This is a genomic window from Streptococcus sp. HMSC078D09, from assembly GCF_001813675.1.
GTDB lineage: Bacteria > Bacillota > Bacilli > Lactobacillales > Streptococcaceae > Streptococcus.
The window spans coordinates 169,551-183,648 of the sequence record NZ_KV813678.1 but is presented as its reverse complement, the minus strand read 5'-3'; the positions used below and the strand labels follow the sequence as shown (position 1 = coordinate 183,648).

The window sequence follows — 14,098 nt, the reverse complement described above, 5'->3', positions numbered from 1 at the left end:
CTCCAGTTTACACCTTTCTCAGTCCTTTTGCAAGCGCTTTCTATTTTGCGTTTTTATACCTCTTTACCCATGATTGCCTTCTCTATGGACCTAGCAATAGAGGGCTCACTTGACTCATGCAAACATATTATAATAAATATATACAATTCTTTGCATTTCAAACAATTTTCTGTTAGTTTACGATTTTGCTACATTTTTTAGAAAAAAAGGAGGCTGGGGACAAAAGTCCTAGCCTCTCAATTATTTTTGGATTGTTGAGCAAGACGCAGTGGTTGAGTGGGCTCTACTATGCTGATTTCATCAGCTTTTACAGCCCTACTCAACTGTGCGGAGGTGGGACGACGAAATCGAATTCTAACGAATTACCGATTTCTGTCCCACTCACTCTTAAAATAGATTCAAGATTTTACCTAAGAAATAAAGCAAAAGCAAGAGATAAGATAGGGCTGCACTCATCTGATAGGTTCGGTTCATAAAACGAGCTTCCCCTCTTACTGGAAAGACATAAGCCAACATGACCCCAGCTACTAAGCCACCGATATGCCCCGCCATACTGATTCCTGGCATGAAGCTAAAGATCAAATTGACCACAATCAAGCTGGTATAGGACTGACTCAAGTGGCGAATATAGGGACTTTGGACAATAAAGCGCAGAGCACCAATGGTCCCAAACAGTCCAAAGAGGGCTGTAGAAGCTCCTGCTGCAATCACATCTGGCGTAAAAATAGCAACAAAGACATTGCCCATCATGCCTGATAAGAGATAGAGAGCTAAGAAAGCCTTCGATCCAAAGAGATCTTCTGCCAAACGTCCCAAGTAATAGAGAGTGATCATATTGAGCACAAAATGTTCTAGGCCGATATGAACAAATGTAGCTGTCACGATTCGCCATAACTGGCTAGGATCGACTTTCACAACCTCTCCAATAATCCCACCGCTATAGTAAACAGCGGCACCTGTTTGGTAGTCGCCTCCAAATCGGATAAACATGGAAAGAAAGACTGCCGTTGTCACGAGCAATAAGAGGCTGGTCACAGGATAACGACGATCAAAGAGTAACTTCATAGACTAGCACCTCCTGAACTGCCTGATCAAACGTATCTGGCTGGAACTCCTTCTGCTGGATGGAATAAATCGTACTAACCGTTTTTCCAGTAAAATCTTCCAAATAACGATCATAATAGCCACCACCATAGCCAATTCGGTAGCCTTTTGACTGGAAGACCACGCCTGGTACATGGATCAGATCAATCTCTGACTGATCCACAAGCTTCCCTTTTTCATTGGGCTCCTGCAAACCAAAGCGTGTCTTTTCCAAAATGTCAGGATCGTATTCCACAAATTCCATTCGCCCTTGTGGATAGGTACGGGGAACACAGACGCGTTTCCCAAGTTGAAGAGCTGCTTGGATCAAGCCAGCTGTGGAAACTTCATGGTCAAAAGACAGATAGGTCGCAAGGGTCTTTGCCTCTTGAAAAGCTGGGAGCTCCAAGAGGCGCTGAGTCAGCTCTTCATCTGCTTGGGTTTTCACAGTTTGCGGCAGTGCTTTCATGGCTGCAATGGTTTCTTTTCGTAGTGTTTTCTTCATTCCCTACTCCTTTTGTCTAGCTTTTATTGTATCATTTTTTAGGAAAGATCCGAACAGTTTTTATACGACAAAGAAAAAATCCAACTCCAGACGGAGTTGAATCATTCCTTTATTGGTTAGCCTTCATTTTCAAAAATTTACCAATGTTTTCCACAGCGAAGGGAAGGGCTGCTTCATTTGGGCTCATCTTCGGATGGTGCAAGGCATAAGGGGTATCAATTCCCAGCCAGAACATGACTCCGGGGACCTTGCTCAAGAGAAAGCCGAAGTCTTCTCCTGTCATCGCAGGCAGGATATCAATCAGGTTCACGTCTTCCTCAGCTGTGAAAAAGTCCATGAGTTCTTTGGCCAATTCTGGTTGGTTTTCCACAGGCAGGTAGCCTCCTTGCTTGAGTTCCAGGTCCAATTTCACATCAAAGGCTGCTGCAACTCCTTCTGCAATGGCTTTGACCCGTTTTTGAGTCAAAAGGTTCATCTCCATGGTCAAGGTCCGAATGGTCCCATGAAGGAAGGCTGTCTCAGCAATCACATTATTGGTTGTTCCTGCATGCATGGAACCAAAGGTCACCACAGCCCCTTCAATCGGATCGACATTTCGACTCACGACCGATTGGACTTGGGTAATGAAGTAAGAGGCTGCTACAAGAGCGTCATTGGCCTCATGTGGAAAGGCAGCATGTCCTCCCTTTCCTGTAAAGGTGATCTTGACTTCACAGGTCCCTGCAAAAAGGGTACCCGTATTGGTCGCAATGTCCCCCACTTTCAAATCAGGGCGCACATGCAGACCATAAAATTCATCAGGAAGCCAGTCGCCAAAAGCATTGTCCTTATACATGAGCATTCCACCAGCCTCATTTTCTTCAGCTGGTTGGAATAAAAATAGAAGGTTATTTTTTGGTTGTACTTGAACCAGTTGATCCAAAAGTCCAAGGGCTGTCGTCATGTGCATATCATGACCACAAGCATGCATCCGTCCTTCGTGCTTGGAGGCAAAATCAAGGCCCGTTTGTTCCACAATCGGTAAGCCATCGATATCCGTCCGCCAGCCGATAGTTTTTTCAGGTGCAGACCCATGGAGATAAACTAGGATCCCAGTCCGCCAAGTCCGTTGCTCAACAAAGTCCTTGCCCGCTGTGATCTCTGCGATTCGCTCTAAGAGGTAGGCTTGAGTTTTAAATTCTTCCAAGCCAATTTCAGGGATTTGGTGCAAATCCCGTCTGATTTTGATTAAATCCAATGTCATCGTCGTCTTCTTTCTATTAGAATAGAGGCCTTGCGGCCTCTACCATTCATATCTTACAAATTACGCAAGGCGTCTTCCAACGCTGTTTTTTGTTGTGTTTTTTCGTCGATTTCCTTGATGATGCGAGCTGGGACACCAGCTACGACCACATTTTCAGGGACATCTTGAGTAACGATCGCTCCAGCGGCAACGACTGAACCGTTTCCAACTTGAACCCCTTCAATCACAACTGCATTGGCACCGACCAAGACATTGTCACCGATCCGAACAGGCTCAGCAGAAGCTGGCTCAATGACACCCGCAAGAACGGCACCTGCACCGATGTGGCTGTTTTTACCAACTGTTGCACGACCACCAAGGATAGCCCCCATATCAATCATAGTTCCTGCACCGATTTCAGCACCAATATTGATGACAGCCCCCATCATCACGACAGCATTGTCTTCGATAGTTACTTGGTCACGGATAATAGCACCTGGTTCGATACGCGCATTCAGGTGACGCTTATCCAACAATGGAACAGCTGAATTCCGACCATCTTGTTCCACCACATAATCCTTGTTCTCCGTTAAGTTGGCAAGAAGGGGCTCGATATCTTTCCAGTCACCGAACAACACATTGCCCAGCTTGGTAACAGAAGCAGGAACAGCTGTTGCCAATTCCCCTTCAAAGGTTACTTTCACATTTGTTTTCTTTTCTGCATTCCCGATAAAAGCGATAATTTCTTGTGCAGACATTTTTTGTGCAGTCATGAGATTCTCCATTCTTTTCAATTAAAGGTATCCATATTATACCACAAACCCAAAGAGATGAACACCTAAGGCGACGTGGTTGTAGCCGAATCCTCCAGGCCTGTCATTTCACTGATGGTACGATTGCTTCCAAAGTGAATAATGACTGAGTGCGAATCAGAAAGTTTATAGTAAAAGATTAAGAAGGACTCTGAACTCATCATACTTGACCAAGAAACACGGCTAGGAATTCCTACGGTATTCACAAGATCTGCATAGCTGATTCCTATTTTAATATTGGCAAAATCCTCTCTGTTCAAACTGCCATTTTTATTGGCTAATCGCTCACTGTTTAAGTTCTCAAAATTAAGAGAAGATAGACGGCTACTAATCATATTTGAAAGCAAAACAGATACAGAAGAAGGGGATCCTTCAGCCTCATAATCCAAGCTTGTCATGAAAGGACCGACACTACCCTCTTGGTAGGTTTCTTCCCCACTACTAGCCTTGCCCAGTACAGCTACCACATCCTGCGGAGACAGATAAGTTGAAGAGGTACGGCCTTGATCCTCCTCACTTAAACCAGGAATCAGGGAAATCGCCTTCTCATAGGTCACTTGAAACTGAAATTCACCTTCCGGTGCAATCAAGGTACTCGTACCACTCTTCAAGGTTTCCTTTCTGGTTCCATAAGACCGGCCAGTACTTCCGTATTCACTAGTAGTAGAAGAAGGATGTTCCTCACTATGGATACCTCCTGAAGCCAGATAGGCAAATAATCCCAGCATGGCCAATAATCCAAAAAAGGCTGCCAGCGAAGACCCTCCACTATTAGAGGAAGGAGAGTAGGTTTTCGCCCTATCCGATTGGGAGTCTAGTACAGGTTGTCTTGGTTCTGAATGCCTGCTTCCCCCTATTGAAGCCAGGTCCGCTTCTGAAATCAAGCGGCTCCCACCCTGGTGAGAGGAAGCTGCCTTGATGTCTGTCCGTTGATCGTCCAATGATGTCTCCTTTCTTATACCAACACCAATTTCTTGGCTTTTTTCTTGAATTCCATCACCACTTCTGGTTGCCCTGGTAGCTGGTAAGTCGCGCGATAGCCCATTCCGCCATCTGGCATTTCCCCCCAGACCAAGCGTTGAGGATTTCCTAGTTTCTTAATGAGCTGGGCGAATTCTGTACCTTTTTTCTCTTTTTCAGTAGTGATTTCTTTCTCACTGCTTGCTTTTTCTTTTGCATCCAACAAATTCGTCGCATCCACCATCGTCAAGCGATACCCCTGGTCTCTTTCCTGTTCAAACCACAAGGTCACACTTTTCTTGCCCTGATCGGTTTGCTTAGCCGCATAAGTCAAGACAAGAACCGTTTTATCCCCTTGGGCTGTCTTAGTGTAGCGAACTTTTTGAGCTTTTCCCCATTCCGTCACAACTGTTTCCAAGCGGGTTCCTGGTTGCTGACTCTGCTTAAGACGAACTTTCAAATTCGCCACAGCTTCGATGGTCCATTTAAACTGCTTGATTTCTTGTTCCTTGCTGACCAAATTCTTGTAATCCTTTGGCTGGAAATGAGTCAGTGTTTGGTCCTCCTTGGTATCGGTTCCCTGCTCTTGCACCTGGATGCTTCCAATCGCAAGTAAGAGCCCTAAAACAAAACACAAAAACGGCAGCAAGAGTTCTTTTCGATTCTTTTTCATCCACTCGATCATCTGCTTCACCCCTTCTTCGTCAAACGATACTGACCAGTCTGGTCGCGTTCAAAGGTCAAAGAGACCAGTCCATCTGTCACCTGATAAGACAGGGCTAAGACTTGCTTGTCCTTTGCAGAGGTCAAACTAAGAGAATTGGGAAGACCTGATTTTTTCAAAACATCTTCTACTGACGTTCCTTTTTCCTTTTTTCCATCTAGCGTCTGATAGCCTGTAAAATCTACCAGTTTTAAGTTCTTTTTGCTCTGATAGTGAGCCGACTTGGGTGAAAAGCTTTGAATCGAGTTCAAATAAAAGGTATCATCCTGCTTTTGAAATTCTATGGTATAAGGATGAATCCCCTGCACAGGAGTCCCATAGCCTAGCTGGACTTGCGCTCCAAAACTCGTATCTTCTTGTGTAAAACTCGCTGCTTTTCCAAATTTTTTGACAAATGCAGACAAAGTCACCCAATTTTTTTGCGTCTTTCCTTCTTTCATTGTAAGGTCCAATGACAACAAGTCTTCTAAAGCCGGCTCTTTGGAAGAAGACGCAACAAATCGCTGGCTATCTTCTTGCATGCGAGACAAACTCAACAAGCGATCTTTGGGCAAGATTTTCACTGGATGAATCATAAACACCAAGCAAACACCAACCATAAAAGCCAGCAAAGCACTTGCAGCTTTTTGGAGGATCCGCTTATGACGTTCTATCCACTCTTTCATTTCTTCCATCCTTCATGCTCTTTCTATTCAAACTCTTTCTATTGTATAGAAAATTAGCGTATTTGTCTCGTCTTATCCCAAAAAAGAGGCGCTTGCCTCTTTCTTTTATTCAGTGATTTAATAGCTGTCTTTACTACTTAAGAGGAAATCTCCATTTTCTTGGCGAATAAAGGTCAAATCTACATAGTCCCCGTTTTTCTTTTGGAAGTCCATGACCAATTCTATCTCGTCTGAATCATCAGATGAACTCACCGTCAGATTGACTGCATCACCGTATTTTTCTAAAAGCTCTTTGTAAGAGGTTCCTCCAGCACCGGTCTCACTATTTCCAACTTTGAATCCATCTGCAAAGTTGTCCTCAACCGTAAGATTTTTCCCAAATTGATTAAACTCAAATTTGACAAGCTGTAATTCTTTTCCTTTCTTAGAGTAGGTCGCTTTGACCTCTTTATTATAAGAGTTATCATCCCAGAATAATTTCAATTCTCCACTATCAAATTGGACAGAACTAGCCTTTCCATAAGCGTCGACCATTGCCTCAGGAGTCTCCCCAGAATCCTTTCCGGTCAAAAACTGAAGTTGCTCGATATCAGATTGTTCCCAGCTAAAATTGGCTTCCGCGTCTTCTGCGGTCAATTGCTCCAAATCGATATTGGAAGAAGAACCAGACTGGTTACCTGACCAAGAAGTCTGCTTTCTAGATGGTGACGTACTAGGGCTAGCATGACCAATTAAATAGCCGCTGACTCCACCGATAAGAAGCCCAACTAAAATCCCAAGGGCAAAACGAATCGCCTTCTTGTCTGCAGTATCCATCGGTCTTCCAACAGGAGAAAGAGGAGCTTGTGGAATAGGTGTCTCAGGAACAGGCACTGTTTGCGGACCAACTGGTTCAGCTGCCATGTTTTGAGGAGCTTGAGGCGCAGGTTGGAATGGAGGAGTCAGTTGAGGAGCAGCAACTACATCTGGATTTTCTCCAACAGTTGCTTCATCTGCTTTTGGATGCTCCATAGTTTCTGATATAGCTGGCTCTGCCTCTTCTTTCATTGCTTTCGTCTCCGTCACTGAAAGGCCACTAGCTTCTGGAACGACCAACTCTTCGGCTTCTTCTTTTGGGACAAAGGCTGGCGCAGCCACATCAAATTGAGGCGCACCCTCTACGGGAGTATGTTTCATAAATTGTTCTTGATCTTTCTCGGACATTTCGAATTCTCCTTTTTATTCTTCTCTTCTACTATAACATAAAACCAAGCAAGGACCAACTCCTGTCTTGATGGACTAAAAAAGATCGGAGAGATATCCGACCTTTTAGATGCTTATCTTAAAATTTCTTGCGAAGGGAGACAATAGCAATTCCTGCAAGTGAGAGCAAGCCCAATGTTGCCAAAACGACACCTGTTTCTTGACCTGTTTTTGGCAATAAACGGCCAACTACAGATTTGCTTGAGTCGCTTGAATTTGAGGAAGAACTAGAAGAAGAACTTGAGCTCGATGAAGAAGTTGAACTTGAGGAGCTTGAAGATGAGCTGCTTGAAGATGAGCTCGATGAGCTACTTGAGCTAGAAGAGGAACTACTTGAGCTAGAAGACGAACTGCTTGAGCTACTTGAACTTGAGGATGGGCTTGTTGTACTTGGTGAAGTCGACCCATCTGTACCAGGACTTTTATAGCCTGTAATGAAATTACGATAAATTGGGTTTGAACTTTCAAGTGAATCCACCATCAAGCGTCCTGACCCATCATAAGCAAGGGACACTGTTACTTCCCCTTCTCCATTATCCAACTGTTTGAAGCGACCATCATCTTTTGTAGTTTGACGAATGTAGAGTTTAACAGTTCCAGAATTCAGTCCAGAGAGATCCACGTCATCAAATTCGATCGTCCCATCAGCTGTATTTTGCCCTTTAGCAACGGTCTCTTCTTCGCCACCTTCAGATTTGTAGATCAATGCAAATTGGTAGGCTCCTGCATCATGCGCACTTTCTTTCTTGCCTTCACGCGCTCCCACTACATCGACACGACCTGTTTTCAATTTCAAAGAAAGCTGATTCGATTCGAAACCTTCATATGTTGGTTTTTGAACAAGGTCTAGCTGACCATTTTTGTACTCATAAATCGCAGCTTTTGTATTCGCAGAAACTGGGTGAGCAATAGCCATACCACCAAGCATAGATGAAAGTAACAAGAATTTAGCCAAGTTATTTTTCATAATTTTCATTCCTTTTTCAAATATTTTCATTCATTTTATATTTTATAATATGAAACGACAAATGACAACTTTTATGTTCAAATAACTTTTTATATTAAAGGATTTGAGTATAAAATCCGTGCCGTTAGCTATCGCCTAGCTAGAAAGCCTGCATCATCAGTATTTTAGAAATGAGATTAGCAAATGATTAAGAATAATAACTAATTAGTGTTTTTATAATTGGATCTAAGGGGAAAGTTTATGAAATTATTTTACAAGTAAAAAAACGACCTCTTGCGAAGTCGTTTTGTCTATTGATTAAAGACGAGCGTTGAGTTCTGCTCCAAGTTCTTCAAATCCTGGTTTACCAAGAAGGGCAAACATATTTTTCTTGTAGGCTTCAACACCTGGTTGGTCAAATGGGTTGATTGCATTCAAGTAACCTGAAAGGGCGATGGCCAATTCGAAGAAGTAGATGGCATAACCAAGAGTGAAGGCATCTTGCTCAGGAAGAGTTACGTACATGTTTGGTACATCACCGTCTGTGTGGGCAAGAAGAACACCGTCAGTTGCTTTTTTGTTTACAAAGTCAACGTCTTTTCCTTGAAGGTAACCAAGTCCGTCAAGGTCTTCTTCCAAAGTAGGGATGATCACGTTCTTACGTGGTTTGTCCACACGGACAACTGTTTCAAACATGATACGAGTTCCTTCTTGGATAAATTGACCCAATGAGTGCAAGTCTGTTGAGAAGTTAGCTGAAGTTGGGTAGATTCCTTTTTGGTCTTTCCCTTCTGACTCACCAGCCAATTGTTTCCACCATTCTGAGAAGTATTGAAGTGATGGCTCGTAGTTGACCAAGATTTCAGTTGCATAACCTTTACGGTAAAGGATATTACGAACAGCTGCATATTGGTAAGCTTCGTTTTCAGAAAGTTTGTCTGAAGTGTATTCTTTACGGGCTGCATTCGCACCTTCCATAAGGGCTTTGATATCAGCACCTGATGCAGCAATTGGAAGCAATCCAACTGGTGTCAAGACTGAGAAGCGTCCACCGATATCATCTGGAACTACAAATGTTTCCCAACCATTGGCATCTGCTTCTACTTTTACAGCACCTTTGGCACGGTCAGTTGTTGCATAGATACGTTTGTTGGCTTCTTCTTGACCATATTTCTTCACCAAGAGTTCTTTGAAGACACGGAAAGCGATCGCTGGTTCAGTTGTTGTACCTGATTTAGAAATCACGTTTACTGAGAAGTCTTTGTCTGCTACGTACTCTACCAAGTCAGCAAGGTAAGTAGATGAGATTGAGTTTCCAGCGTAAAGGATTTGTGGCGCTTTGCGCTCTTCTTTTGTTTGCAAGTTTGCAAAGTGGTGGTTCAAGAAGTCAATGGCAGCTTTCGCTCCAAGGTATGACCCACCAATACCGATAACGACCAAGACATCGCTGTCTGATTTAATTTGTTCAGCAGCTTTCAAGATGCGGTCAAATTCTTCACGGTCATAATTTTCAGGAAGGTCCAACCAACCTAGGAAGTCACTACCAGCACCTGTTCCTTTACGGATCAATTCATCAGCTGCAGTCACTTGTGGTTGCATATATTCCACTTCATGTGGGGCAACAAATTTACCCAAAACTTTTGAGTAGTCAAATTTAATATGAGACATGTTATTCCTCCAAATTTTGTTCTTCTCTATGATATCGCTTTACACGGATTTAATCAAGGGAAACCAATCTATAAAACGTTTTCATTTGCTAATTTTTTTATTTTCACAAATCAAGCAACGACGCAATAGCAATCGTTTGCATATTTGCACTATTTTTGGCTAGAAAATCAAAAAAAGAAGCTTCTCACGAAACTCTATTTTTTCTCTTTTATTCTTTGGATATCAAAGTCATTTCTACATGACTCTGGTGAGCTATAGCCCTCACGTCGCTTCGCTCCTCAGGGTCAATATCTCTAAACTCATCTGCGACTTTCAGTCTTGATTCGTTAAGAGCTTTTATAGGTTTACAGCTTTTTCCCTAACGGGAAAAACTGCATCCATTGCTCTAGGATTCGTCTGCGTCCCTTGGACTTGACGCATCAAGAGCAATAGAAAAGAGCACACAGTTCACTTCGCTTAGGGCTGCTGGATTCCTCCCCTGACCCGCTTCACGCAGAACTGTTGCTCCGGTAGGTATTATATCATAATTTGTTCGATTTGCAAAGGTCCGGTTTTTATTCTTGTGTTTCGGCCTTGGCTGCGAGTTTGGCTTGTTTTTTTCGTTCTCGACCTTGGCGGAAGAAGGTCTGCATGATGGCTGCACATTCTGCTTCCAAGATTCCTGTTTCTACTTCGACTCGGTGATTGAGGCGTTCATCTGCCAAAATGTCGTAGAGACTACCTGCTCCACCGAACTTCTGATTGGTCGCACCGTAAATCACCTGGGGAATCCGGGCTAGTCCAATGGCACCACTACACATAACACAGGGTTCAATGGTCACAAAAAGAGTCGTATCCAGCAAACGCCAGCTCTCTTCATGCTGATTGGCTTCTTCAATCGCCATCACCTCCGCATGCATGACCGCTCGTTGCAATTCCTCTCGTGCGTTGTGGCCACGTCCAATGATCTCACCGTCTTTGACAATGACACAGCCAATCGGTATTTCCTCATGGGCCAAGGCAATCTCCGCCTCCTTCAGGGCTTCCCTCATAAACATCGCTTTTTCCTCTATCGTGTAGTCCATCTCTTCCTTCTTCCTTTTAGTTTCTTTGTTCATTATACCATAGGCAGCTTACGACTCACAAAAAAAGCCGCCGATTGGGCGACTCTTATGGGAGATTATTATGAAAAAGTTTAGGAGGTTTAAATAAAGTTAGGAGGTCTTTGTTTATGCTTCTAGTATAGCTGGCCTATCTTAAATAAAGCTTAAGTTCTCTGAGTATTGATGATTTTGGAAATATCACCACTTAGAATCTCAAAAATATCTGACAAATTGCTGGCTTACTACTATCCGCTTTGTCGCAGAACCAACTATTGTGGCATCGCTCATCCTTTACGTAACTCAAGGATTTGGTCATAGCGCTCTTCTTCATCAATATGATGGGCTATTTCTAGTACCGTGATCGGCAAAGAAAAGATTAGGTCTCTAACCAGACGACTATTTTTTTCGTCCAAAGCTGATGTCACTTCGTCCGCTAATAAAATATCCTTCTCGCGTAAGAGAAAACGAGCCAACTCTAATCTGACACGCTGACCTCCTGAAATGTTTTCACCATTATTATGAATTTCTACATTCAAAATATCCTGAAATTCATCTATTAAGCCAACTCGGTCCAATACCTCCAATAATTCATGGTCCTGAAAAGGCTGACCAAAAGTTAGATTATAGCGGATAGTATCGTTAAACAGGAAGGGATGCTGGCTAATTAAACCGATATTCCCTTGGAAATGACTCGTTATTTGATTTCCATCATACTGAACGAAAATGTCACCCTCATCACATACTTCTTCTCCTAAAATCAAGCGAAAAAGAGTCGTCTTTCCAGACCCGCTCGGTCCTTTGATTAAGACCTTCTGACCTACTGAAATCGTCGCCGTCAAATCAGAAAAAAGCTGACGTTCAGCAAAACTTTTTGAAATATGATTTAAGCGCAACGATTCGAGATTTTCAACAAATTGATCCTTTGTCTCTTCGAAATCAGGTTCTTCCTCGATAATCTTAAACAGGCGGTTCGCAGTCGGCAAGGCACCTTGGAGATTGGCTGCACTGTACATCAGAGTTTGGATCGGTTCTACCAGCATCCCCGCAGCAACATACATAGAGATGAGGCTTGTAATAGAAATAGAATTTCCCTGTAAACTCAAATAAAAGCCTAAAGCAAGAGGAACAACCTGACTAAAAAAGACCATAAATCCATTAAAGAAAAAAATAATATTATGTGTGAAACAAAATCTTTGGATGGCTTTTTGATATTCTCCGTTTAAATCATTCACGCGCTCTTCATTCAGCCTCATGGCCTGATTAATCCGTAAGGTTTGGCTGCCTTGCATACTATCCGAGACAAGCCCATGTAATTTCGTTCTAAGCTTGGACCAGCTGTCTCCCGAATCTTGTAAACGACGATTCATGATGAACTGAGGAATAGGTCTCATAATCGTAAAAATGACAAAAATAAGTCCTAAGAGAAAATTTTGTGAAACAATATAAATGGCTGTAACAAGGGCGACAAATCCCCAACTCACCATAACATTTATATTTTCCAAATAATTATCGCCCACATATTCCATATCTTGAGTTAGCAGACTAACTTTTTCATCATTGGAAAATTTAGGATTCAATATGACTTTCTTAAATAAAAGGGCACGGACACTTTTGTTGATTTCTCTTCGGAATATATTGTGCGAATGGTTTGAAAACAGCATCAGACTATAAATAACAAGATAGACAGACAAACCAAATAAAACAAAATTGAGAATTTTTCCATAAGAAAGGCCGTCTTGATCTAACTTCAAGGCCTTCGTTAAAATCAGAGGTTGCGCCAACACCAAACCACTATTCACAATACGCCCTAAAAAAATAGGAAAAAGATACTTCTTATCAATGTACTTATAAATATTTCTCATAATTATCATCCATCAAAATAGAGGGCTAGCACAACCCTCTTCTCTAATTTATTTAAAATCGTGATTATTTACAATCACAATTATAGTTAAATACTCTAGGTTTAGCATTCATTTTGTCATCGAATTTGTTATTCACTTTAACCTTCACCGAAAATTACAATCTCCATGTGTCAAAATTGTTAGTTCCAATAATTCAGCATCTGTATCGCTTATTTTAGATAGATACTTTTCGACCTCATACTCACCCTCACTTAAATATTTATTTTTATCAAGATAAGCATGAAACTCTTTCCTAATCACATCATTGCTGTCGACTACTCTATTCAATTCATTCGTAAGAAAAAATGAATGATTGGTTTTAGTATTAAAATACAACGTACCATCATCAGTACTATATTTTAATATATATCGTGACAAATTCATATTATCACCTCTTAATCTGTGTGACTTAACCTACAGTAAGTATACACCGATAGAAATATTAAATAAAGCAATATTCAGCAGATTAGAAAAGTTCCAACTTTTAATATTTTGGAAAAGGTTATCCTATAAAAGCTGCAATTTCGCCAACTTCTTGAGCAATATAGGTGGCGCCGGCTTCTTCCAATTCTTCCCTGCTTCCAAAGCCATAAAGGACACCGATAGAATCAAGCTTTTGCGCTTGAGCGCCAAGCACATCGTGCTCCCTGTCTCCAATCATGATGGTATGCGCCAAATCTGTAATCCCATTTTGCTCCAAGGCATACTGGATAACATCGCTTTTTTTACTACGTTTTCTATCCATGGTCGCACCAGCGACAAAGTCAAAATAATCATACAAACCAAAGTGTTTGAGAATTTGAATGGAAAATTCTTCAGGCTTTGACGTAGCTACAATCAACTGTTTGCCAGCCTGCTTGAGAGAAGCCAGCAAGTCAGGAACGCCTAGATAGACCTCATTTTCATAAAGGCCTTTTTCGGAAAAATACTCATGATAGTAGTCAATGGCCTTTAAACATTCTTCCTTAGAAAATCCATAAAAGCGCTCAAAAGACTCCTGCAAGGGCGGACCGATGAAAACTCTCAATGCTTTCTTGTCTGGCACTTGAATCCCATATTTTCCTAAGGCATAGGCCACCGAGTTGGTAATCCCTAGTTCTGAATTGGTCAAGGTGCCGTCTAGGTCAAATAAAATCGTTTGATACATTTTTTCCTCTTTCTGCTTTCAAAAAGAGGCTGGGGACAAAAGTCCTAGCCTCTCAATTGTCTTTGGATTGTTGAGCAAGACGCAGTGGTTGAGTGGGCTCTACTACGCTGATTTCATCAGCTTTTACAGCCCTACTCAACT

14 protein-coding genes and 1 other RNA gene are annotated in these 14,098 nt (G+C 42.1%); all 15 read right to left on the bottom strand.

Annotation, left to right across the window (positions count from 1 at the left end):
- Positions 1-387 precede the first annotated feature (387 nt).
- Positions 388-1,065: a rhomboid family intramembrane serine protease gene (locus HMPREF2926_RS10295; RefSeq protein ID WP_049491404.1), complete on the bottom strand. Its 678-nt coding sequence runs from the start codon at positions 1,063-1,065 to the stop codon at positions 388-390.
- A complete protein-coding gene (locus HMPREF2926_RS10290; RefSeq protein ID WP_070587827.1) occupies positions 1,049-1,588 on the bottom strand; it encodes a 5-formyltetrahydrofolate cyclo-ligase in 540 nt (179 codons plus the stop codon). Before HMPREF2926_RS10290 ends, HMPREF2926_RS10295 begins: the two co-directional genes overlap by 17 nt.
- Before the next feature lie 109 nt (positions 1,589-1,697).
- Positions 1,698-2,831 (bottom strand): N-acetyldiaminopimelate deacetylase, encoded by a 1,134-nt coding sequence (locus HMPREF2926_RS10285; RefSeq protein WP_070587824.1) that lies wholly within the window; start codon positions 2,829-2,831, stop codon positions 1,698-1,700.
- Positions 2,832-2,884: 53 nt separating this feature from the next.
- Entirely contained in the window at positions 2,885-3,583 is a 699-nt protein-coding gene (dapD, locus tag HMPREF2926_RS10280) for a 2,3,4,5-tetrahydropyridine-2,6-dicarboxylate N-acetyltransferase (RefSeq protein WP_070587822.1), read from the bottom strand.
- Positions 3,584-3,648: 65 nt separating this feature from the next.
- The gene (locus HMPREF2926_RS10275) at positions 3,649-4,563 is read right to left on the bottom strand and encodes a hypothetical protein (protein WP_256263039.1); all 915 of its coding nucleotides are present in this window, start codon (positions 4,561-4,563) and stop codon (positions 3,649-3,651) included.
- 14 nt (positions 4,564-4,577) lie between these two features.
- Entirely contained in the window at positions 4,578-5,267 is a 690-nt protein-coding gene (locus HMPREF2926_RS10270) for a hypothetical protein (protein ID WP_070587816.1), read from the bottom strand.
- 5 nt (positions 5,268-5,272) lie between these two features.
- A complete protein-coding gene (locus HMPREF2926_RS10265; protein ID WP_256263038.1) occupies positions 5,273-5,971 on the bottom strand; it encodes a hypothetical protein in 699 nt (232 codons plus the stop codon).
- A 117-nt stretch (positions 5,972-6,088) separates the two neighbouring features.
- Positions 6,089-7,174 (bottom strand): hypothetical protein, encoded by a 1,086-nt coding sequence (locus tag HMPREF2926_RS10260; RefSeq protein ID WP_070587812.1) that lies wholly within the window; start codon positions 7,172-7,174, stop codon positions 6,089-6,091.
- Positions 7,175-7,292: 118 nt separating this feature from the next.
- Positions 7,293-8,180 carry an LPXTG cell wall anchor domain-containing protein gene (locus tag HMPREF2926_RS10255; RefSeq protein ID WP_256263037.1) on the bottom strand — a complete coding sequence of 296 codons (888 nt, stop codon included), beginning with the start codon at positions 8,178-8,180 and terminating at the stop codon, positions 7,293-7,295.
- Positions 8,181-8,477: 297 nt separating this feature from the next.
- Positions 8,478-9,827, bottom strand: a complete 1,350-nt coding sequence (locus HMPREF2926_RS10250; protein WP_070587807.1) for a glucose-6-phosphate isomerase — start codon at positions 9,825-9,827, stop codon at positions 8,478-8,480.
- Positions 9,828-10,254: 427 nt separating this feature from the next.
- An RNA gene (gene ffs / locus HMPREF2926_RS10245) (signal recognition particle sRNA small type) lies at positions 10,255-10,340 on the bottom strand.
- 41 nt (positions 10,341-10,381) lie between these two features.
- Complete coding sequence (tadA, locus tag HMPREF2926_RS10240; RefSeq protein ID WP_176745542.1) at positions 10,382-10,891, bottom strand: tRNA adenosine(34) deaminase TadA; 510 nt, start codon at positions 10,889-10,891, stop codon at positions 10,382-10,384.
- A gap of 302 nt (positions 10,892-11,193) precedes the next feature.
- Positions 11,194-12,771 (bottom strand): ATP-binding cassette domain-containing protein, encoded by a 1,578-nt coding sequence (locus tag HMPREF2926_RS10235; protein ID WP_049498605.1) that lies wholly within the window; start codon positions 12,769-12,771, stop codon positions 11,194-11,196.
- A gap of 144 nt (positions 12,772-12,915) precedes the next feature.
- Positions 12,916-13,194 carry a hypothetical protein gene (locus HMPREF2926_RS10230; protein WP_003009004.1) on the bottom strand — a complete coding sequence of 93 codons (279 nt, stop codon included), beginning with the start codon at positions 13,192-13,194 and terminating at the stop codon, positions 12,916-12,918.
- A 118-nt stretch (positions 13,195-13,312) separates the two neighbouring features.
- Positions 13,313-13,957, bottom strand: a complete 645-nt coding sequence (locus HMPREF2926_RS10225) for an HAD family hydrolase (protein WP_003002091.1) — start codon at positions 13,955-13,957, stop codon at positions 13,313-13,315.
- Positions 13,958-14,098: the final 141 nt, after the last annotated feature.

Bases quoted from the DNA above. Each gene is read 5' to 3' on its own strand.
- HMPREF2926_RS10250 (WP_070587807.1), bottom strand. From the start codon at position 9,827: ATGTCTCATATTAAATTTGACTACTCAAAAGTTTTGGGTAAATTTGTT.
- HMPREF2926_RS10290 (WP_070587827.1), bottom strand. From the start codon at position 1,588: ATGAAGAAAACACTACGAAAAGAAACCATTGCAGCCATGAAAGCACTG.
- HMPREF2926_RS10295 (WP_049491404.1), bottom strand. From the start codon at position 1,065: ATGAAGTTACTCTTTGATCGTCGTTATCCTGTGACCAGCCTCTTATTG.
- HMPREF2926_RS10235 (WP_049498605.1), bottom strand. From the start codon at position 12,771: ATGAGAAATATTTATAAGTACATTGATAAGAAGTATCTTTTTCCTATT.
- HMPREF2926_RS10285 (WP_070587824.1), bottom strand. From the start codon at position 2,831: ATGACATTGGATTTAATCAAAATCAGACGGGATTTGCACCAAATCCCT.
- dapD (WP_070587822.1), bottom strand. From the start codon at position 3,583: ATGACTGCACAAAAAATGTCTGCACAAGAAATTATCGCTTTTATCGGG.
- HMPREF2926_RS10230 (WP_003009004.1), bottom strand. From the start codon at position 13,194: ATGAATTTGTCACGATATATATTAAAATATAGTACTGATGATGGTACG.
- tadA (WP_176745542.1), bottom strand. From the start codon at position 10,891: ATGGACTACACGATAGAGGAAAAAGCGATGTTTATGAGGGAAGCCCTG.
- HMPREF2926_RS10265 (WP_256263038.1), bottom strand. From the start codon at position 5,971: ATGAAAGAGTGGATAGAACGTCATAAGCGGATCCTCCAAAAAGCTGCA.
- HMPREF2926_RS10270 (WP_070587816.1), bottom strand. From the start codon at position 5,267: ATGATCGAGTGGATGAAAAAGAATCGAAAAGAACTCTTGCTGCCGTTT.
- HMPREF2926_RS10255 (WP_256263037.1), bottom strand. From the start codon at position 8,180: ATGAAAAATAACTTGGCTAAATTCTTGTTACTTTCATCTATGCTTGGT.
- HMPREF2926_RS10225 (WP_003002091.1), bottom strand. From the start codon at position 13,957: ATGTATCAAACGATTTTATTTGACCTAGACGGCACCTTGACCAATTCA.
- HMPREF2926_RS10260 (WP_070587812.1), bottom strand. From the start codon at position 7,174: ATGTCCGAGAAAGATCAAGAACAATTTATGAAACATACTCCCGTAGAG.